Source organism: Micromonospora sp. WMMA1923 (assembly GCF_049179195.1).
GTDB lineage: Bacteria > Actinomycetota > Actinomycetes > Mycobacteriales > Micromonosporaceae > Micromonospora > Micromonospora yangpuensis.
The window spans coordinates 5,604,052-5,622,837 of the sequence record NZ_JBMHLZ010000001.1; the positions used below are offsets into that span (position 1 = coordinate 5,604,052).

Consider the following 18,786-nt stretch of genomic DNA (forward strand, 5'->3'; position numbering starts at 1 on the left):
GGCCAACTTTGTGAAAGTTCCACGCCGAGGCCGTGGTCAGAGCGGCTCCGGCTCGAAGAGTTCGGCGAGCCAGCCGGGGACCGCGTCGGCATACTCACCCCGGGCCGGGTCGTCGGTGCGCAGGGCCCGCCGCCAGGACAGCGCCCGGCCCACCTTGGCCGTGGTCACCGCCAGCCCGACCGCCTCCAGCAGGGTCCGCCGGTCGTACCGGTCCGACCAGATCTCCAGGTACGCGTCGCGCAGCCGGCCCAGCGCCGGATCACCCGCCGACAACCCGAAGCGGTACGCCGCCGAACGGAGCGTCACCAACAGGCTGCCGAACGGGTGACCCACCGAGGCGTCCCCCCAGTCGAAGAAGCGGTACCCGTCGACCGTGGCGAAGACGTTGGCATCATGCAGGTCGTCGTGCTGCACCGTGGCGGGCGGCCCGATCCCGGCCAGCCGCTCACACACCCGGGCGAACTCCGGCCGGTACCCGCGCAACCGCTGGTACGCCTCAGCGGTCGGCCCGCCAGGCGAGTCGAGCAGCAACGCCGCCCGGTCCTCCAGCAGGTCGGCGAAGAGCTGCGGCAACACCTGCGGCCGGTGGTCCGGCACCCCGAGCGCCACCAGCTCGTCGACCTGCCGGCCGGACTCACGTTGGAGCACCGCGTACCGGGTCAGGGCCGCCTCCCACCGGCCCAACCCATGCCCACCAGCCCTGCCACCGTTCGGGCCGGCCGGTTCACCGGTCACGGACTGCGGAGCCGCCCCCGCCGCCGCCGGCTGCGCCCCCGACTCGGCCGGTTCATCGGTCGCGGACTGCGCAGGCTCGCCTGCCGGGCGGTCCCGTTCGGTGCTCTCCCGCAGGGTCTCGCCACCGTCGGGCAGGAGCAGCCAACCCCGGTCTGGCCGGACCGCGAGCGGGGTGAGCACCGCGTCAGGATCCAGTCGGCTCAGCGCATCGACCAGGCCCGCCTCGTACCGGGTGCCGATGCTGTTGGCCTTGAACCAGACCGGCCCGCTCCCGGTCGGCACCCGCCACACCAGCGACCAGGGCCGTACCCGGGGTTCGACCTCGCCGGTGATCCGCCGGCCGGTCCGGGCCAACTGCTCGGCGATCCAGCCCCTGGCCGCACGCTGCCACACCGGGTCCGACCAACCCGCCTCGCGCGGCACCTCCGACACCCCAACGGACGGTTGCGCCGACACGACAGACGACTGCGGCTGCGACACGGCAGGCGACTGCGGCTGGGGTTGCGGCTGCGACACGGCAGACAGCTGCGGCTGCGGCGCGCCGGACGACTCCCGCGACACGGCAGACGGTTGCAGCGGCACGTCATGAGGCTGCGGCACGGTCACGGTGCGGAGCCTAGACCAGCGATGCCGACATCAGGGGGCATTAGCTCGGTCATGATCGACTCGGTTGGGTCGATATGGCGGTGTCAATCCGCCTCGGACCCCGCAACATCAGCCCAACCGAGTCGATCATGACCGCCCAGACCCGAAAGCCGCCCGGCCCAGAAGCCTGCCGTCGCAAAGGCCCGCTCGGGCCGAGAGCCCGCCCGCTCGGCGCGGAGGCCGGCTCGGTCGCCGGGGTCAGAGAAGTTCGACGACGGTGGCGTTGGCCATGCCGCCGCCCTCGCACATCGTCTGCAGGCCGTACCGGATTCCGTTGTCCCGCATGTGCCCCAGCATGGTGGTCATGATCCGGGCACCGGAGGCGCCGAGCGGATGGCCGAGGGCGATCGCGCCGCCGCGCGGGTTCAGCCGCTCCGGGTCCGCCTCGGTCTCGGCCAACCAGGCAAGCGGTACCGGGGCGAAGGCCTCGTTCACCTCGTACACCCCGATCTCCTCGATGCCCAGCCCCGCGCGGCGCAGCGCCTTCGCGGTGGCCGGGATGGGGGCGGTGAGCATGGTGACCGGGTCGTCGGCGGCGACCACGGCGGTGTGGATCCGGGCCAGTGGGCGCAGCCCGTGCCGGCTGGCCCATTCGCTGGTGGTCACGGCGAGCGCCGCCGCCCCGTCGGAGATCTGCGACGCGGACCCGGCGGTGACCACGCCGTCGGCGCGGAACGGGGTCTTCAGCTCGCCCAGTCTGGCCAGCGTGGTGTCCCGGCGGATGCCCTCGTCGGCGATGACCGTGCCGCCGTCGGCCAGCGGCACCGGGGCCAGCTCCGCATCGAACGCCCCGGCGTCCTGCGCCGCCGCCGCCCGGACGTGGCTGGCCAGGGCGAATTCGTCAAGCTGGGTACGGGAGAAGCGCCACCGCGCGGCGATCAGCTCCGCCCCGACGCCCTGGTTGAACGGCAGCGGCTGGTCGTCGGCGAAGCCCTCGACACCCCGGTACCGGTCGCGGAGCTGATCGCTGAAGGGCAGGCCGTCGGCGACACTGGAGCCCATCGGCACCCGGGTCATCGACTCGACCCCGCCGGCCACCACCAGATCGGCCTGACCGGCGACGACCGTGGCGGCGGCGAAGTGCAGCGCCTGCTGGCTGGAGCCACACTGCCGGTCGAGCGTGGTGCCGGGCACCGATTCGGGCCAGCCGGCGGCGAGGACCGCGTTGCGGGCGACGTTCCAGGACTGCTCGCCGACCTGGGACACGCAGCCCCAGACCACGTCGTCGACCTGTGCCGGGTCGATGCCGGTCCGCTCGGCCAGCGCCCGCAGCACGTGCGCGGACAGGTCGACCGGGTGGACGTCGGCCAGCCCGCCCTTGCGCCGCCCGACCGGGGTACGTACCGCGCCGACGATGACCGCGTCACTCATGTTTACTCCCGGGTAACCTGAGCCGACCCCGATCCTACGTCGCCCGGCCAGCCCCTCCCAGCACCGGACGCCGCCGCCCAGCCTCGCCCAGCGGCCGGCTGGCATGCTGGACGGGTGCAGCCATCGACGTTCCCCACCCGGCAGTGGCGGGTCCCGCCGACGGTGCCGGTGATCAAGTTCGCCCTGGCGGCCGGTCTGGTCCTGCTCGGTCTGCTCCTGGACAACGGTGACCAGGTCGGGTTGGCCCTGGCCGGTCTGATCGCCGCCGGGTTGGCCGGCTGGGCGCTGCGTGACCTGGTGGCTCCGGTCCGGCTGGCCATGGACGCCGACGGTCTGGTGGTCCGGGTCGGGTACGCCGGCCGCCGCCGGTTGCCCTGGTCGGCGATCGAGCAGATCGACCTGGATCGGCACTCCCGGCGCGGGCTCACCACCGAACTGCTGGAGATCGACGCCGGGGAGTCGCTGTATCTCTTCGGGCGCTACGACCTGAACGCCCCACCCGCCGAGGTGGCCGACGAACTGCGCGCCGCCTGGCCCCACCCCGACCAGCCCCACCCCGGCGACACACCCGCCTGACCGCACCGACACTGTCGTGTCAAGTGGTCGCGGCGGGACGGGCTCAGCTGAGCAGGGTGACCGTGCGGACGACCGCGGCGGCGAGCAGGGCGATCACGATGGCGGCGGTGCCGACGGTCTGCACCAGGGTGCGGTTGGACCGTGGGGCGTACGCCATCACCAGGGCCAGCAGCGCGCCGGTGACCAGGCCACCGAGGTGGCCGGCGATGGAGATGCCCGGCACGGTGAAGGTGAAGATCAGATTGATCACCAGGATCGGCAGGATCGCCGAGGTGTCCCGGCCCAGCCGTCGCATGATCACGAAGATGGCGGCGAAGAGGCCGAAGATCGCGGTGGAGGCACCGGCGGTGGCCTGGTTCGGCGCGCTGAACAGGTACGCGGCCACGTTGCCACCGAGCCCGGCGACCAGGTAGAGCGCCAGGAACCGGGCCGGACCGAGCACCGCCTCCAGGGAGCCGCCGAGCACCCAGAGCGCCCACATGTTCAGCAGCAGGTGCAGCACGCCGTAGTGCAGGAACATCGCGGTCAGCAGGCGGTACCAGTCGCCCTGGGCGATGCCGCCGATGGTGCCGTCGGCGAAGACGGCCTGGCCGAGCACGGCACCCCAGTTGGTGAGCGGGGTGCTGCCGCCCATCAGGCCACCGAAGCCGGAGCCGCCGAAGGCCGCGTCCCCGCCGCGCGCCGAGGCGATGGAGACCAGCATCATCAGCACGTTCAGCGCGATGAGCGTCTTGGTGACGTAGCCGTGCTGGCCGGCGAGCCCGCCACCGAAGGCGGTGCGCGCCGGCCGTACGCTACGACGACCTTCCTGAACGCAGTCCGGGCACTGGTGCCCGACGGCGGCGTCCCGCATGCAGTCCGGGCAGATCGGCCGATCACACCGGGCGCACCGGACGTACGTCTCCCGACCGGGGTGCCGGTAACAGACCGGGGTGGTCGGCGGGGACTCGCTCACCGGGCCCGTCCTGGGCAGCGCTCAGTCATGCGAGCAAAGGTACCTCGCAAACCGGCTCAGGCCGGGTTGCCCTCGATGGTGACGCGCTCGATGACCACGTCCTGCAGCGGCCGGTCGCTCGGGCCGGTCGGGGTGTTGGCGATGGTGTCGACGACCTTCACCGAGTCCTCGTCGGCGACCCGGCCGAAGATGGTGTGCCGGTTGTTCAGGTGCGGCGTCGGCGCGACGGTGATGAAGAACTGCGAGCCGTTGGTGCCGGGGCCGGCGTTCGCCATGGCCAGCAGGTACGGCTGGTCGAAGCGCAGCTCGGGGTGAAACTCGTCACCGAACTTGTAGCCCGGACCGCCCCGGCCGGTGCCGGTCGGGTCACCCATCTGCACCATGAAGCCGCTGATGACGCGGTGCGAGATGGTGCCGTCGTAGAACGGCCCGTTGCCCGGCTGGCCGGTCCGCGGGTCGGTGTACTCCTTGTTTCCCTGGGCCAGGTCGACGAAGTTGCGGACGGTCTTCGGCGCGTGGTTCGGGTAGAGCTCCAGCCGGATCGGGCCAGCGTTGGTGTGCAAGGTGGCGTAGACAGCCTCGGCCACGGGTACTCCTCAGTCGTTGGTCAGTTCCATGCGGATCCTCCCATGTGCCCGATGTGGCAGTGCGGAGGCATCCGTTGGTGGAGGATGACGGAGGAACTACTCCCAGGAGGTGGGACCGTGTTTGGAATCGGGCGGCGGAAGTCCCAAGGGCAGCTGGCCAGGGCCGAGCTGAACCAGAGTGTCGGTCACCTGAAGCAGGCGGCCACGTACGCCGCCAGGGGTGCCGGCGCGACGGTCGGTCCCCGGGTCGAGGCGGCCCGGGGCTACGTGGCGCCGGCGGCGGTGAAGGTGCGTGACGGTGCCGCGACCGGCTGGGGTGCGACGGTGACCACGCTGGCGCCGCTGGCGGTGGCGGCGCGCAGTGGTGCGCTGGAGGCCACCTCGGCGTCGAAGAAGGCGGGCCGTAAGGCCGGCGTGGCGACGAAGAAGGCGAAGGCGAAGAACGTGCGCCTGGCCCAGCAGAAGCTCGGCCGCCGCAGGCCGGCCCGTCGGCGTGGCGCGATGCTGACCGGGCTGCTGGCCGCCGGTGCGGTGGCCGGGGTGGCCGGGGCGTTGGCCATGCGCCGCCGCCGGGAGCAGCTGGAGTGGGCCGAGTACGACCCGACCGAGAGCCTGGAGCCGATGCGCGACGAGGTCGAGACCATCGAGGTACGCACCAGTGGCGCGCCGGTGCCGAGCGCCCCGCTGGCCGAGGCGTCGCGGATCGACTCGACGGTGACCGGCGCGTCGACCACGTCGAGCAGCTCCCCGGTGGCCGGCGGCCCGACCGGTGCGGGCAGCTCGGCGGTGGCGGGCGACAACAGCGCCTCCACCAGCCAGCCGGGCCGGCAGCCGGTGGTGCACCCGACGGACGAGGTGCCGTCGGTGGCCGAGGGTGCCCGGGACGTCACCGGGCGTCCGGCCGACGACATCAGCAAGGCGGTCGAGGCCGGCAAGGCCCGCAACTGACTGTCCCCCTCCTGTCCGGTCGGGTCACCGCGACAGGCGGCCCCGACCGCACCAGCCGCCCGCGGCGCGTGGACGTGACGACGTCCGCGCGCCGCGGGCGTACCCGTGGTGGGGGTGTGGTGTCGGGCGGGCCGGACCGCGTCAGGGGGGTGAGGGCGATCCGGCCCACCCGACACCGGTGGGGGCGGGGGTGATGCTCACCACGCCACCCACCGGCACGGATGCCCAGGCAGACCGGGTGACCGTGCCCACAACGTGAATGGCGCTCGCGACATTGTGGGCAGAGGACCACCTGGTTGGGGACCCCTGAGGGTCACCATCCGATAACTTTCTACCGGCCGCGCACCTCGGCGACCGCTGCGGCGAGCCGCCGTACCCCTTCTTCGATCTTGTCGGCGGTGACCGCCGAGAAGGCCAGCCGCAGCGCGTGCCGGCCGCCCTCCTGGACGAAGTCGCTGCCCTTGACCACGGCGACGCCACGCTCGGCGGCGGCCGGCGCGAGCGCGTCCACCTCGACGTCCTCGGGCAGCTCCACCCAGAGGAAGTAGCCGCCGTCGGGCTCGACGAACGAGGCGTCCGGGATGTGCCGGCGCAGCGACTCGGCAAGCACCCGGGCCCGCTCACCGAGGGCGGTGGAGACGGTGGCGATCGAGCGGTCGATGTCACCGGAGACGCAGAACTGGTGCACGATCGCCTCGGAGACCATGCCGGGCGAGATGTACAGGTTGGTCGCCCGCTTGGCGATGTCGGCGATCAGGTCGGCCGGCCCGACCAGGTAGCCGACGCGGACGCCGGGGCAGACCGTCTTGGTGAAGCTGGAGGCGTGCACCACCACACCCCGGGTGTCCAGGGAGAGCATCGACGGCAGCGCCTCGCCCCGGAACCGGATGTCGGCGTACGGGTCGTCCTCGAAGATGGTGAAGCCGTACTCCGCGGCCAGGTCGAGCAGCTCCCGGCGCTTCTCCAGCGACAGGGTCACCCCGGCCGGGTTCTGGTAGTTCGGGATGACGTGCGCCAGCTTCGGACGGACCCCGGACTCCAGCAGCTTGCGCAGCTCGGCGGTGTCCAGCCCGTCCGGGGCGACGGTCACCGCGTGCACCTCGCTGCCGAGTTGCTGCAGGTTGAGCAGGGTGCGGTCGTACGTCGGGCGCTCGACGACCACGGCGTCACCGGGGCGTACCAGGTGGTCGAAGAGGAACGCGTCGGCCTGCAACGAGCCGTTGGTGACCAGCACCTGCTCGGCCGCGACGCCGTGCTTGTCGGCGATCCACTTCCGCAGGGGCGGGTACCCGACTGAGGTGCCGTACGCGGTGATCCCGGCGGGGTCGGTGTCGAAGGCGCGGACGGCGGCGGCCTTGAGGCCCTCGACGTCGACGATGTCCAGCGAGGGAGCGCCACGGGCGAAGGAGATCAGCTGCTCGGCGGTCATGGTTCCAGAGCGTACGGCCGGCCCTGGGCTGCGCGTCGACGGCACGGCGATGTCCGCATCCTGAGCCACCGGACGGGTGACCCGCCCCGGCCGCTCGGCCGGACGGACCGGACCGGGAGGGCGGACCGGGCCGGACCGCAGGGTCAGGCCGCGAGGCTGAGCGGCTCGTGCGCCAGCCCCCGGGACAGCCCGCTCACCCGCACCCCCAGGGCCAGGTAGAACTGCCCCCAGTCGAAGTAGGACCGCCAGGCTGCGATCTTGCCCCGGCGGACCCGGACCACGTCCACCACGTCCCAGCTCAGCGTGCGGCCGGTCGGAGCGATGGTGCCCAGCGGGGTGTGCAGCACCCCGGTGTGGGTGCCGGTGAGCCGCTGCTCCAGCGCCATCCCGCCGGCTGTCTCCACCCGCCCGGTCAGCTCGACCCGCAGGTCGGGAAAGGCCCCGGTCCAGGTACGCATCAACGCCGGCAGCTCGATCGGGCGCACCGTGACCCCGGGCATGCTGTAGAAGGCGTCGTCGGCGTAGAGGTCGGGCAGGCGGGCCACGTCCCGCCGCAGGACCATCGCGTACTGCTGACCGGCGAGTCGTTCCGCGTGGCTCATGACGCCCTCCCCTACGGGCCACGGCCCGTCCGCGCCCACCCACATCCCTACCCGTCGATCCACGGCTCACACCTGTTTTGGCTGATCAAAGCCGTATTGCCCGACGGTGTCCCGGACTCCGACCGAACGCGACCATCGCCTAACCGGCGGCCGGCTCGCTAGGGTCGAGAGGTGTCCACCGAGCCTCTACGCTGCGTCGGCGCGCTGATCGTCGACGACGACGGCCGCATCTTCTTCCAGCGGCGGTCCCCGCAGCGACGCCTCTTCCCCAACACCTGGGACGTCGTCGGCGGCCATCTGGAGCCGGGCGAGGAGGTCCACGACGCGATGCGGCGCGAGGTGACCGAGGAGACCGGGTGGACCGTGTCGCACGTGCTCGGCCCGGTCGGCGTCTACCGGTACACCGGTAACGACGGGCTGGACCGGGTGGAGAGCGACTTCCTGATCCGGGTCGACGGTGACCTCGACCGACCCCGGCTGGAGGTGGGCAAACACACCGAGTTCCGCTGGCTGACCGAGGACGAGCTGGCCGTGCTCGACGAGGACCGCGAGGTCAACGACGGGCTGATGCGGCGGATCGCCGAGGACGCCTTCGCCGCCCTCCGCTCGATCGGTCGGTGAGCGACGCGGTCGAGCTGGCGTCGCACCGGTTCGCGGGGCTGGTCGCCCCGACCATCGACCGGGTTGTCGTCGCCGGCATCCTCGCCGGCCGCGACGGCGGCGGCGCCGAGCTGAGCCAACGGTACGGCGGCCCGCTGGCCACCGGTTTCCTCGTCGAGTTCCGCACCCGGCTCGCCGCCCCCGGCGGGACGGTCAGCGCGGCGGGCTTCGCCGGGGTGACCCGCCACCGCGACCCCGCCACCTGCACCCGGATGCTGGACAAGCACGTGGCGCACGGCATGCTGCACCGCCGGGCCGACGGCGCGTTCTCCGCCACCGAACGCGGTGCCGCCTTCCTCACCGAGATCTACCAGGTGCACGCCGAGGTCACCGAGGAACTCTGGGCCGGCCACGACGAACGGGTGGACCGGCTGGTCACCACGCTGGGCCGGCTGCTGGCGTACGCCCTGGTGGCGGTGGAGGAGGAGACCGGGCCGAGCGAGGCGTTCACCGCCGTGGCCCCGCCGTACGAGCCGGACGGCACCGCGCCGGGCGTGCTGCTGCTCAACCGGCTCGGCGCGCTGCGGTACCACCGGGCGGACGCGCACGCCGCGGCCTGGACGGCGGCGGGACACACCGCGCAGAGCGTGGAGGCGTTGCCGGCCGGCCCGGAGCAGCGGGCGATAGCGCTGGAGACCGATCGCCGGGCCGCCGCCCCGTACACCGTGCTGACCGCCGAGGAGCGCCTGGCGATGCTTGCCGACCTGGCCGCCCTGCCCGGCTGAGCCGGTTGGCCCGAGGGGTGGGGGGCGGCAGCGCTATCCTCCACCGATGACCACAGTCGTACGAGGGGGGACGTTGGCATGATCGGGATGGTGCTCGCCGCCGGTGCCGGACGCCGGCTGCGGCCGTACACCGACACCCTGCCCAAGGCGTTGGTGCCGGTGGACGGTGACACCACCATCCTGGACATCGCGCTGCGCAACCTGGCCGAGGTCGGGCTCCGGGAGGTCGTCATCGTGGTCGGCTACGCCGCCGACGCGGTCCGCGACCGGCAGGCCGAGCTGGAACAGAAGTACGGCGTGACGCTCACCCTCGTGCAGAACGACAAGGCCGAGGAGTGGAACAACGCCTACTCGCTCTGGCTGGCCCGGGAGCACTTCGCCCGGGGCGTACTGCTGGTCAACGGGGACACCGTGCACCCGGTGAGCGTGGAGAAGACCCTGCTCGCCGAGCGTGGACCGGGGATCCTGCTGGCCATCGACAACATCAAGCCGCTGGCCGAGGAGGAGATGAAGACCACCTTCGACGCCGCCGGCCAGCTCACCCGGATCACCAAGCTGATGGACCCGGGCCAGGCGTACGGGGAGTACATCGGCGCGACCCTGATCGAGCCGCAGGTGGCTTCGGCGCTGGCCGACGCGCTGGAGGCGACCTGGCGGCGCGACCCGAACCTCTACTACGAGGACGGGTACCAGGAGTTCGCCGACCGTGGCGGCGAGGTGCGGGCGGCCCCGATCGGGGACGTCTCCTGGGTCGAGGTCGACAACCACGACGACCTGGCCCGCGCCCGGGAGATCGCGTGCCGCTACTAGCCCGTACCGTCAACACGCCCCTGGCCATCGAGGTGCGCCGGGGCGCGGTGGCCGACCTGGGCCCGCTCCTGGCCGACCGGCGGATCTCCGCCGGTGGGGACGTGGCGGTGGTGGTCGGCCCCGGGCAGGGCGAGAAGATCGTCGAGCTGTGCCGGCCTTCGCTGGGCTCGGCGGACGTCTTCACGGTCACCGGCGGCTCGCTGGACTCCGCCAACGAGCTGGGCGACCGGCTGCGGCGGCGCAACTACGACGCGGTGGTGGGCATCGGCGGCGGCCGGACCATCGACACCGCCAAGTACGCCGCCACCCGGTACGGCATGCCGATGGTGACCGTGGCGACCAGCCTGGCCAACGACGGCATCGCCTCGCCGGTGGCCTCGCTCACCCACGAGGGCGGCAAAGGCTCGTACGGCGTGCACATCCCGATCGCGGTGATGGTCGACCTGGACTTCGTGGAGAACGGGCCGGACCGGCAGACCCAGGCCGGCATCGGCGACGCGGTGAGCAACCTCAGCGCCTGCGCCGACTGGGAGTTGGCCCACCGGGTACGCGACGAGCCGATCGACGGCCTGGCGGTCACCCTGGCCCGCACCGGCGCCGAGGCGCTGATCAACCATCCCGGCAAGATCTGCGACGACGGCTTCCTGACCACGCTGGCCGAGGCGCTGATCCTGGGCGGCATCTCCATGTCGATCTGCGGATCGAGCCGCCCGGCCAGCGGCGGCGACCACGAGATCTCGCACGCCGTCGACCAGCTCTTCCCGGGCACCTCGTCACACGGCGAGCAGGCCGGGCTGGGCGCACTCTTCTGCACCTTCCTCCGCGGCGACCTGGAACGCTTCGGCCAACTCGCCCGCTGCCTGCACCGGCACGGCCTGGCCACCACCCCCGCTGAGCTGGGCCTGACCGACGAGCAGTTCGTCGAGGCGGTGCAGTACGCCCCGGGCACCCGACCGGACCGCTACACCATCCTGGAACACCTGGCGATGCCGGCTTCCGAGACCCGGGGGCGACTGGCAGACTACGCCGGTGCACTCCGCGACCACCTTGGCTGAGCCGTCCCGTCCCACCGTCGCCGACTTCCACCGGGTCAACCGGGGCGGCGGCCTGTTCAGCGAGTCGGTAAGCCAGTGGCTGGGCGCGGTCTTCGCCCTGGTCGCCCAGCGGCTCGGCCTGCGCCCCACCGCGCTGACCATCACCAACCTGCTGCTCGGCCTGGCCACCTCGGTCACCGTGGTCGCGCTCGCCCCGGCCGTCGCCGACGGTTCGGTGCCGGCCTGGCTGGTCGGCCTGGTCGCGCTGGTCGGCTGGCAGGTGGCGTACGCCCTGGACTGCGCCGACGGCCAACTCGCCCGGGTCACCGGTCAGGGCAGCCCCGCCGGCGCCCGGGTCGACGTGCTCTGCGACGTGGCCGCCCAGATCGCCCTGGTGGCCGCCCTGGCCGCGACCGCCGTGGCGCAGCGCCCCGACACCCCGACCTGGCTGGTGGCGACCTTCGCCGGCACCTGGATGGTCAACCTGGTCACCTCGGTGATGCAGTCCGGCCCGAACGCGGCCAGCATGGTCACCTCCACCTCGCTGCCGGTACGCCTGGTCAAGCTGGTCCGCGACTACGGCGCGGTCATCTTCGCCGCGGCGCTGGTGCTGGCGCTGGCGCCCGCGCTGGTGTTCTGGGTGATCGCGGCCTTCACGCTCGTCAACGGCGGCTTCCTGCTCGCCAGCATCGCCTTCTCCGCCCGCGCCTCGTTGTAAGGAAGGGCCCCCTGTTAACGCTTTCTGTATAGCGGGGAACCCCTCTCACCTCCGCACCGCTGGGCTCGACGCCGGCTGGGCCGCGGGGCCAGGTCGGCAGATTCCGGTCGACCCGGAGCCCGCCGGTGTGACAGGGTCGCCCGGTGCCCGCATCCCGTCTTGAACTGCTCCGCTGGCAGTTCGACCTGGCCTGGTCGCTCTTCGAATACCATCTGGACCGGCTGGAGCCGGCGGACTTCCACTGGGAGCCCGCCGCGCACTTCTGGGCGGTACGCCCGGACGCCGCCGGCCGATGGGTGCCAGACTGGGCAGACGCCGAGCCCGACCCGATCCCCGTCCCGACGATCGGCTGGCTGACCTGGCACATCGGATGGTGGTGGACGGTCACCATCGACCATTCCCGGGGGCGTGCGCCGCGGGAGCGTACCGAGATCGACTGGCCAGGTGACGGCGACCGGGCGGTAGCGTGGCTGCGTGGCCTCCGTACCGAATGGTTGGTGGTCCTGGACCAGCTCAGCGACGCGGACCTCGACGCCACCGCGCCCTTCCCCTGGCCGAGCGACCCCGCGCACACCGTCGCCCACCTGCTCGCCTGGGTGAACACCGAGCTGACGAAGAACGTCACCGAGATCGGCCAGCTCCGCCTACTCCGGCACGCCCGCACCTGACCCCGCCGAGCCCTCCCCGCCCCGCTGAGCCCCCCGCCCGCCGCTGAGCCCCCCGAAAGATCTTGGAAGGAAAATACCCCCATGGGGGCCGAAATCTTCCGAGATCTTTCCGCCCCCACCCCGCACCGACGTGCTGCTCGGCGGCTGGCGCCCCATCCGGCTCCCGCTGCCCAGCAACTTGTCGCCCAGGGAGGGCCGCCCCCAACCCGCGCCGTAGATCTTGGACACTTACCGTCGAAATAGGACGGAAAGTGTCCAAGATCTACACCTTTCCGGGTACGCAGAGAGCAACGCCCCGACTCTCGGGAGGGAGCCGGGGGGACTGTGACTGGTCGGGGCTAGTTGTTCCTCAGGGAGTCGACGAAGGTACGCCAACCCTGGGCGTCGAAGGCGAGGACGGGGCCGGCCTTGTCCTTGCTGTCCCGGACGGCGACTCCGCCGCTGAGGTCGGCCACTTCGACGCACGCGCCGCACCTCCAAGAGGATTATCAATCGGCGGCCGGGGCGACAATGTGGTGGTACTGCAGTTCGTACATGTGCCCGGCCTTGACCATCACCGTTGCCTCGATCGGGCGGCGACCCTCGGCGTAGACGACCCGGAAGGTCCGCATGATCGAGGTGTCCGGCGGAAGTTCCAAGGCAACATGCTCCTCAGGGGTCGGAGGGCGCGTCGACACCTGATCGATGAACTCGTAGGGTGCGATTCCCATGTCACCGAGAGCGCGCAGCGCTCCGCCCTTGATGCGCCGCTTCTCGGCAAGCGGAGTCCCCCGCGCGAGGTCGACCGGGTAGTAGGAGTGCACCAGCTCGGCGGGTTCGTCGTCGAGTCGCAGGAGCTGCTTGCGCAGTACCGCCACCTCACCTTCGCCGAGGTCGAACGCCAGTCGCACCTGAGCGGGCGGGGCAACCTCGGCGACATTCAGCAGGTCGACCACCCCCTTCAGGCCACGTCGCTCGGCCTCGCTGAGCCAGGGGTACGACTGCCCGGCTGGCGGAGGAGCGATGAAGGCCGCCGGCGTGACGATGTGCTGCGGTCGCTCACGAACGAACACACCCTTGCCCGGCGCGCTGTCGGCGTAGCCCTCCCGCTTCAGAACGGCGACGGCGTTCTGCACCGTCTGGTTGGGCACGCCGTACTCCTGCTGAAGCTGTGCGGTGCTCGGCAGCTTGCTGCCCGGTGACAGGTCCTTGGCGAGGATCATCGCCCGCAGGTCGGCGGCGATCTGCTGGTGGCGCGAACGTGGGTCCTTGGCAAGTCGAGGCATGATCACGCCCTGCTCTGGTAGCGGAGGTGCCGTCCGGCGGCAGTCATCGTCATGACGCTGTACTCGAACGGAGTGTCATTCGTGTCGAATGTGACCCGGGTCAGGACGATCACCGGGTCCTGTTCGGAGATGTCCAGGTCATGTTGCTCCCTCAGGGTAGGCAGCCGCGCGGTGATGTCGTCCACGGCGTGACCGGGAGCGTGGCCGAGCGTGGCGAGCAGCGTGACGGCACCGCCAGGGATCTTGGCGAGGTCGGCCAGTGGCGTTCCGGTGGCGATGCTGCCCGGATAGTAGGAGTCGGTGAGTTCGACCGGCTGGCCATCCAGCAGCATCACCCGCTGCCTGAGCACGACAGGCGTGTCCGGCGCCAGCCGCAGGGCCTCGGCCACCTCCGGTGGTGCGGCAAGCTCCCGTGCCGCGGTGATGTGCTGGGTTCCCCGTTTGCCCGTCGAGGCGGCTTCGCTGGCCCACGCATCGCCACCGCCGGGGGCCAGGTAGCGGTCCGACGTGCTGCTCGGCTGCCGATGACTCATCCGACTTCTCCTCTCCAACGCGAGAACAACTCTACTGCCCTACTCAACAACGCTAATCCTCCCTCCTTGTGCCTTACCTGGTACGGCAGTATGGTTTCCCTAGTTCTGGGAGCCCTTGCCAGCCCGGACCGCTCAGCAGACCAGGACCGCCGAAGCGAGGCCGCGCAGAGCCGCCGATCACGAGGGGACGTAGGCACATGGCACAGAAGTTGGACACACCCGCCCGACACACGTTCAGGAGCACGTCGGAAGCGCCGGTGACCTACCTGCCACGGCGGCCGTTGCTCACTTTGGCGAGTGAACACCGGGCGGGATGCTGACCGTGACCGCCCGACGCACGCCCCACCTGGTCCAACAGGCCTGGTACGTCCTCGAATACCACCGGCACCACCGCTGCCCGAACTGCACGGCCAGCGCCTGGTGCCGGGAGGTCATACTCGCGCGCTCCCGGATCGCGGCCTGGCACCGCTACCGACGGCGTTAGCACGAGCGCTACCGATCACGGCGGCAGCCGCCACGACAGCAGTCGTAAGGGGATGGTGATGATCAGACGTACCCGTAAGGATTCTGACCGGCCGAGCGGGGCCGAGGTCCAGGCCGCCGAGCACGAGGCCGCCAGGCAGCGGATTCTCGCCCAGGCCGAGGCCGAGCGGACCCCGCTGGATGACACCACGCGGGCCGTGCCCGTCGGCAAGGTCCGGCGGTGAGCGTCGACGAGCCGACGGACCCGGCGGCCCTCTGGGTCGTGGGGCGGCGGATGGTGGCCGTCCACGAGGCGGGTCATCCGTGCTGGCGGTGCACTGCCGACACGGTCGCCAGCTGCCGCGAGGTGCGGTGGTGGCGGGCACGGCTCGCCGCCCTGGCCCCGCGAACAGCGGTGGCGACGCGAACAGCAGTGGCGACGCGAGCGACGGTGGCGACGCGAACAGCGGTGGCGTCGTGAACGACGGTCTGCCGGTCGGTCGGCGGGTGGCGTACTGGCGGCAGCGGCGGAAGATGTCGCAGCAGGTTTTCGCCGACCGGCTCGGTAAGTCCAAGTCGTGGGTCGACAAGGTCGAGCGTGGGGTACGCCGGCTGGACAAGTGGTCGGTGTTGCGGGAGGTGGCCGACGCGCTCGACGTCGACCCGGACCTTCTCCTGGGCGAGGCCACCCCGCCCCGGCCCGCCGACGAGGCCACCGCCGACGTCGAGCCGATCCGGGCCGCGCTCACCCGCTACCCCGGCCTGCTGCCGACGACAGCCGACCAGGCCCCGACCGATCCTGCCGGGTACCGGACCCGGCTCGACCACGCCGACGCGGTCTACCAGCATGCCCGGTACCCGGCGCTGCTGCGGCTCCTACCCGACCTGCTCGACGACGCCCACGACCGTTGTCTCCCCGCCGACCTGCGGGTCCAGGCGTACCGGCTGACCACCCAGGTCATGGTGAAACTCGGCGCGCCGGAGTTGGCCTGGCTGGCCGCCGACCGGGGCCTGACCGTGGCCACCGGCACCGACGATCCGCTGCTGGAGGCGGTCGCCGCCACCCCGTTCGGTCAGGCGTTGCGGGCCGCCGGTCGGCAACGGGCCGCGTTCGAGACCACGATCACCGCCGCCCACCAGGTCGCTCCGCTCACCGACGAGCCGGGTACCACCGCCGGGCGCTCGGCCTGCGCGACCCTGCTCGTCCAGGCTGCCCTCGCCGCCGCCGAACACGGCGATCCGTCGGCCACCCGGGACCTGCTCGACGATGCCATCGTCCTGACCGAACCGGACGGTCCCGCCCGGACGGCGGTCGACGCGGCCCGGGTCACCGCCACCGCCACCCTCGGCGATCATCGCACCGCCATCGACCTACACCAAACCCTGACGGTACGACCGCAGTGGCCGGCCCTGCCGATCGAACACCGGGCCGCGTACCTGCTCGACGTGGCCGGGGCGTACCTGGCGGCCGGCGACGCACCCGGGGCGGCCCGGACCCTGCGGGCCGCCGACCGGCTCGCCCCACCCGAGATCCGGGTACGCCCCGCCGGTCTGGCCGTCCTGACCGAGACGTTGACCAGATCGCCGGCACCGGACCCGCACCTACTGGCCCTGGCCGAAGCGGCCGGACTGCACGGCGCGTGGTGACGGTCGGGCCCGGCCCGAGATCGGTGTCCTTCGAGCCGCCGGTGGCCGTGTCGACGAGCCGACGTGGACGGCCACTCGCCGGCGAAAGACTCGGCACTTCCCGTTGAACCGACGACCCCTCGCATCCGTGCTGACGGTATCCGACCGCAACCGTGGGGCAACGACGAAGCAGTCACCGCCATGCGGGCCGCGTCCAGGTGGAGAGCCGCGGGGCTCTCCGAGCCGATCCAGCAAAGGTTGACAGATGCCAGAGAAGTTCAGCGTCGAAAAGCGGAAGGAACACGTCCTGGCGTGGGCGGAGGCCAGCCTTGCCGAGGAAAAGTCGAAGACTGCATACGCGAGGGAAAATAATATTTCGCCCACGTCGCTGCACAGTTGGATAAACGACGCCAACGGCGCCAGCTTTACCATCGAGGAAAAGGAGCTTGTCAACCGGGCGAGACGAGTCGCAGACCTCCAGACCTACTCGCCCGCAGAGCGCAAACAACACGTTGCAGAATGGGTCAAGGAATGCCTGAAGAAGGCTACACCAATCAACGCCTACGCGGAGATGAATGGCTTTTCAAACACTACTCTGAAAAATTGGATAAACGGGAAGGGTGTCACCTTCACACCCGCCGAGCAGGAATTGATCAACCAGGCAAAACGAGCTATCTCCAAGCAGACCTACTCGGCCGAGGAACGCATCGAGCACGCTGTGAGCTGGGCAAAGGAAGGCACTGCACGCGGAACAACCACCACCGACTACGCCACAAGAAACAACATTGCACCCGGCACACTGAGAAGTTGGGTCTACGAGAATAGCGGCGTCATCTTCACACCCGCCGAGCAGGAATTGATCAACCAGGCAAAACAAGCCACTGAACGAACCTTGCCGGTCGAGGCACGCATAAAACACGCCTTGGGCTGGGCAGCGGAAAGCATTGCAAACGAAACAACCATGGCCGAGTACGCGGCAGAGAACGGGATTTTGACCGCGACACTGAGAAGTTGGGTGAACGGGAGTGGCAACGTCACTTTCACACCCGAACAACAGGCAACCATCAACCAGGCGAAGCGAGCCGCCTCCCAGCGGACCTACTCGGCCGAGGAACGCATCGAACACGCCATTAGCTGGGCACAAGAAGGCATTGCACGCGGAACAACCATGACCGAATACGCTGCAAGGAATGACCTGGCATTTCATACACTAAATAATTGGATCCACGGGCGCAGCGTCACCTTCACACCCGAACAACAGGCAACCATCGACCAGGCGAAGAAACTTCAAGCCCGCCCGGCCTACTCGGCCGAGGAACGCATGAAACACGTGTCAGGCTGGTCATCGGAAAACAGCACACACGGAACAAGCGTGATCGAGTACGCGGCAAAGAACGGGCTTGCGGCCGACACGCTGCAAAGATGGGTTCACGACCGGCAGAACCAAGCTACGCCTGAAGAAAAGGCTCAACTGGAGAAAGAACGACATGCGACCGACGTTGCGAATGCAAATTCGATGGTGGCGCGCGCGGCCGGGAGCCGCATGAGGAAATACACCTGGATGACCTCAGCCGGTGCCGGTGCCAGCTCCAGCGCCGCGGAACCTCCTGCTAAGACCTGGCATTCCGATCGGAACACGGCGGAACGGCGGAGCCAGTCCCCCCGATCCTGAGCTGGTCCCGCCCCGGCGGACCCGGGGCGGTCCGAACGCTGCATGGCAGCGACCGAGGTCACGAACGGGGCCGGTCTCGGCCGGCCGAGGTCGAGTGTCCGGCAGATCTCGACAGCGAGGAGGAGGCAGGAGTGCTTCCAGTCGATGAACGCAAACGGCATGCCCTGGCCTGGGCGGACGAAAATCAAACCGGCGACGGCAGGGGGTATACGGCGTACGCGAGGGACAATGGTTTGCCCATGACAAATCTGCGAAATTACGTCAACGGCCAGAAAGGCGTGATCTTCACCGACGGAGAGCAGCAAAGAATTGACCGGGCCAAAGAAGCCCGTGAGCGTTTCTCAGCTGAAGTCCGCAAGCGGCACGCCCTGAGATTTTCGGACGAAGTTCTGCGCGGCCGGACAGTAACGGTGGCGGAGTACGCACGTCGGCACGACATTAGCGAAACCAGCCTCCGCAGCTGGCTCGACGGAAAGGGCGTCACATATACCCCTGACGAACAGCGGAGAATAGACTCCGCCAGATCCTTTCGCCTTCCGTCGGATGACTCCGTGACAATTTCGACCAGGAATCAGGTGGCGGCGGCTGCGGCAGGAATGAGGACCTACGGCTGGATGACGTCGTCCCGCAGCGCTCCCAGCGCCTCCGGCTCCGCCCGCAATCCGGCCAGCCAGGGGGATCCCGCGCCGAGCGAGCAGCGGCGGAGCCAGTCACCTCGGTGAGCGCAGCTCCTGGCACGACCGACGGCCGCGCCTCCGGCCACCG

The 18,786-nt window shown here is 70.5% G+C and carries 21 protein-coding genes and 1 pseudogene; 13 read left to right on the top strand and 9 right to left on the bottom strand.

Annotated elements, in window-relative coordinates:
• Positions 1–36: 36 nt before the first annotated feature.
• Both ACN28G_RS25465 and ACN28G_RS25470 read right to left on the bottom strand, forming a co-directional pair.
• On the bottom strand, positions 37–1,158 hold the full coding sequence (locus ACN28G_RS25465; protein WP_421480504.1) for an aminoglycoside phosphotransferase family protein: 1,122 nt from the start codon (positions 1,156–1,158) through the stop codon (positions 37–39).
• 420 nt (positions 1,159–1,578) lie between these two features.
• Positions 1,579–2,751 (bottom strand): thiolase family protein, encoded by a 1,173-nt coding sequence (locus tag ACN28G_RS25470; RefSeq protein ID WP_421480505.1) that lies wholly within the window; start codon positions 2,749–2,751, stop codon positions 1,579–1,581.
• A gap of 114 nt (positions 2,752–2,865) precedes the next feature.
• Here ACN28G_RS25470 and ACN28G_RS25475 point away from each other — a divergent pair, with 114 nt between their 5' ends.
• Entirely contained in the window at positions 2,866–3,327 is a 462-nt protein-coding gene (locus ACN28G_RS25475) for a PH domain-containing protein (protein ID WP_091445596.1), read from the top strand.
• Positions 3,328–3,370: 43 nt separating this feature from the next.
• On the opposite strand, the gene ACN28G_RS25480 is transcribed toward ACN28G_RS25475, so the two are convergent.
• Together ACN28G_RS25480 and ACN28G_RS25485 are read right to left on the bottom strand one after the other, a co-directional pair.
• Positions 3,371–4,282 (bottom strand): rhomboid family intramembrane serine protease, encoded by a 912-nt coding sequence (locus tag ACN28G_RS25480; RefSeq protein ID WP_091445599.1) that lies wholly within the window; start codon positions 4,280–4,282, stop codon positions 3,371–3,373.
• A gap of 56 nt (positions 4,283–4,338) precedes the next feature.
• Positions 4,339–4,869, bottom strand: a complete 531-nt coding sequence (locus ACN28G_RS25485) for a peptidylprolyl isomerase (protein ID WP_091445601.1) — start codon at positions 4,867–4,869, stop codon at positions 4,339–4,341.
• A gap of 84 nt (positions 4,870–4,953) precedes the next feature.
• On the opposite strand from ACN28G_RS25485, the gene ACN28G_RS25490 reads away from it, so the two are divergent.
• Complete coding sequence (locus tag ACN28G_RS25490; protein ID WP_421480506.1) at positions 4,954–5,817, top strand: hypothetical protein; 864 nt, start codon at positions 4,954–4,956, stop codon at positions 5,815–5,817.
• A gap of 331 nt (positions 5,818–6,148) precedes the next feature.
• Here ACN28G_RS25490 and ACN28G_RS25495 read toward each other — a convergent pair whose 3' ends face one another.
• Together ACN28G_RS25495 and ACN28G_RS25500 are read right to left on the bottom strand one after the other, a co-directional pair.
• A complete protein-coding gene (locus ACN28G_RS25495) occupies positions 6,149–7,246 on the bottom strand; it encodes a PLP-dependent aminotransferase family protein (RefSeq protein WP_421480507.1) in 1,098 nt (365 codons plus the stop codon).
• Positions 7,247–7,389: 143 nt separating this feature from the next.
• Positions 7,390–7,848 (bottom strand): ester cyclase, encoded by a 459-nt coding sequence (locus tag ACN28G_RS25500; protein WP_091445608.1) that lies wholly within the window; start codon positions 7,846–7,848, stop codon positions 7,390–7,392.
• 171 nt (positions 7,849–8,019) lie between these two features.
• Here ACN28G_RS25500 and ACN28G_RS25505 point away from each other — a divergent pair, with 171 nt between their 5' ends.
• The 6 genes from ACN28G_RS25505 to ACN28G_RS25530 all read left to right on the top strand — a co-directional run bounded on the left by ACN28G_RS25505 (position 8,020) and on the right by ACN28G_RS25530 (position 12,463).
• Positions 8,020–8,469 carry an NUDIX domain-containing protein gene (locus ACN28G_RS25505; RefSeq protein ID WP_091445610.1) on the top strand — a complete coding sequence of 150 codons (450 nt, stop codon included), beginning with the start codon at positions 8,020–8,022 and terminating at the stop codon, positions 8,467–8,469.
• Complete coding sequence (locus ACN28G_RS25510) at positions 8,466–9,233, top strand: hypothetical protein (protein ID WP_091445612.1); 768 nt, start codon at positions 8,466–8,468, stop codon at positions 9,231–9,233. The genes ACN28G_RS25505 and ACN28G_RS25510 overlap by 4 nt, the downstream gene beginning before the upstream one ends.
• Before the next feature lie 78 nt (positions 9,234–9,311).
• Positions 9,312–10,043, top strand: a complete 732-nt coding sequence (locus ACN28G_RS25515) for a sugar phosphate nucleotidyltransferase (RefSeq protein ID WP_091445614.1) — start codon at positions 9,312–9,314, stop codon at positions 10,041–10,043.
• The gene (locus ACN28G_RS25520) at positions 10,031–11,098 is read left to right on the top strand and encodes an iron-containing alcohol dehydrogenase family protein (protein ID WP_091445616.1); all 1,068 of its coding nucleotides are present in this window, start codon (positions 10,031–10,033) and stop codon (positions 11,096–11,098) included. Before ACN28G_RS25515 ends, ACN28G_RS25520 begins: the two co-directional genes overlap by 13 nt.
• Positions 11,073–11,795 (top strand): CDP-alcohol phosphatidyltransferase family protein, encoded by a 723-nt coding sequence (locus tag ACN28G_RS25525; protein ID WP_421480508.1) that lies wholly within the window; start codon positions 11,073–11,075, stop codon positions 11,793–11,795. The genes ACN28G_RS25520 and ACN28G_RS25525 overlap by 26 nt, the downstream gene beginning before the upstream one ends.
• A gap of 143 nt (positions 11,796–11,938) precedes the next feature.
• A complete protein-coding gene (locus ACN28G_RS25530) occupies positions 11,939–12,463 on the top strand; it encodes a DinB family protein (protein WP_421480509.1) in 525 nt (174 codons plus the stop codon).
• A 338-nt stretch (positions 12,464–12,801) separates the two neighbouring features.
• On the opposite strand, the pseudogene ACN28G_RS25535 reads toward ACN28G_RS25530, so the two are convergent.
• From ACN28G_RS25535 to ACN28G_RS25545, 3 genes and pseudogenes are all read right to left on the bottom strand, one after another.
• Positions 12,802–12,933, bottom strand: a pseudogene (locus ACN28G_RS25535) (DUF397 domain-containing protein); the annotation flags it as partial.
• A gap of 18 nt (positions 12,934–12,951) precedes the next feature.
• Positions 12,952–13,728, bottom strand: a complete 777-nt coding sequence (locus ACN28G_RS25540; RefSeq protein WP_091447781.1) for a GntR family transcriptional regulator — start codon at positions 13,726–13,728, stop codon at positions 12,952–12,954.
• Positions 13,729–13,730: 2 nt separating this feature from the next.
• Entirely contained in the window at positions 13,731–14,261 is a 531-nt protein-coding gene (locus ACN28G_RS25545; RefSeq protein ID WP_091445625.1) for a GntR family transcriptional regulator, read from the bottom strand.
• Between the two features lie 313 nt (positions 14,262–14,574).
• Here ACN28G_RS25545 and ACN28G_RS25550 point away from each other — a divergent pair, with 313 nt between their 5' ends.
• The 5 genes from ACN28G_RS25550 (at position 14,575) to ACN28G_RS25570 (ending at position 18,743) form a co-directional block, all read left to right on the top strand.
• Positions 14,575–14,745, top strand: a complete 171-nt coding sequence (locus ACN28G_RS25550; RefSeq protein WP_189021535.1) for a hypothetical protein — start codon at positions 14,575–14,577, stop codon at positions 14,743–14,745.
• A 58-nt stretch (positions 14,746–14,803) separates the two neighbouring features.
• A complete protein-coding gene (locus tag ACN28G_RS25555; protein WP_175440709.1) occupies positions 14,804–14,968 on the top strand; it encodes a hypothetical protein in 165 nt (54 codons plus the stop codon).
• A 232-nt stretch (positions 14,969–15,200) separates the two neighbouring features.
• Positions 15,201–16,370, top strand: coding sequence for a helix-turn-helix domain-containing protein (locus tag ACN28G_RS25560; protein ID WP_175440711.1), 1,170 nt, complete (start codon positions 15,201–15,203; stop codon positions 16,368–16,370).
• A 244-nt stretch (positions 16,371–16,614) separates the two neighbouring features.
• On the top strand, positions 16,615–18,021 hold the full coding sequence (locus ACN28G_RS25565; protein WP_139135813.1) for a hypothetical protein: 1,407 nt from the start codon (positions 16,615–16,617) through the stop codon (positions 18,019–18,021).
• Between the two features lie 131 nt (positions 18,022–18,152).
• On the top strand, positions 18,153–18,743 hold the full coding sequence (locus ACN28G_RS25570; protein ID WP_421480510.1) for a hypothetical protein: 591 nt from the start codon (positions 18,153–18,155) through the stop codon (positions 18,741–18,743).
• The last annotated feature ends 43 nt before the right edge of the window (positions 18,744–18,786 follow it).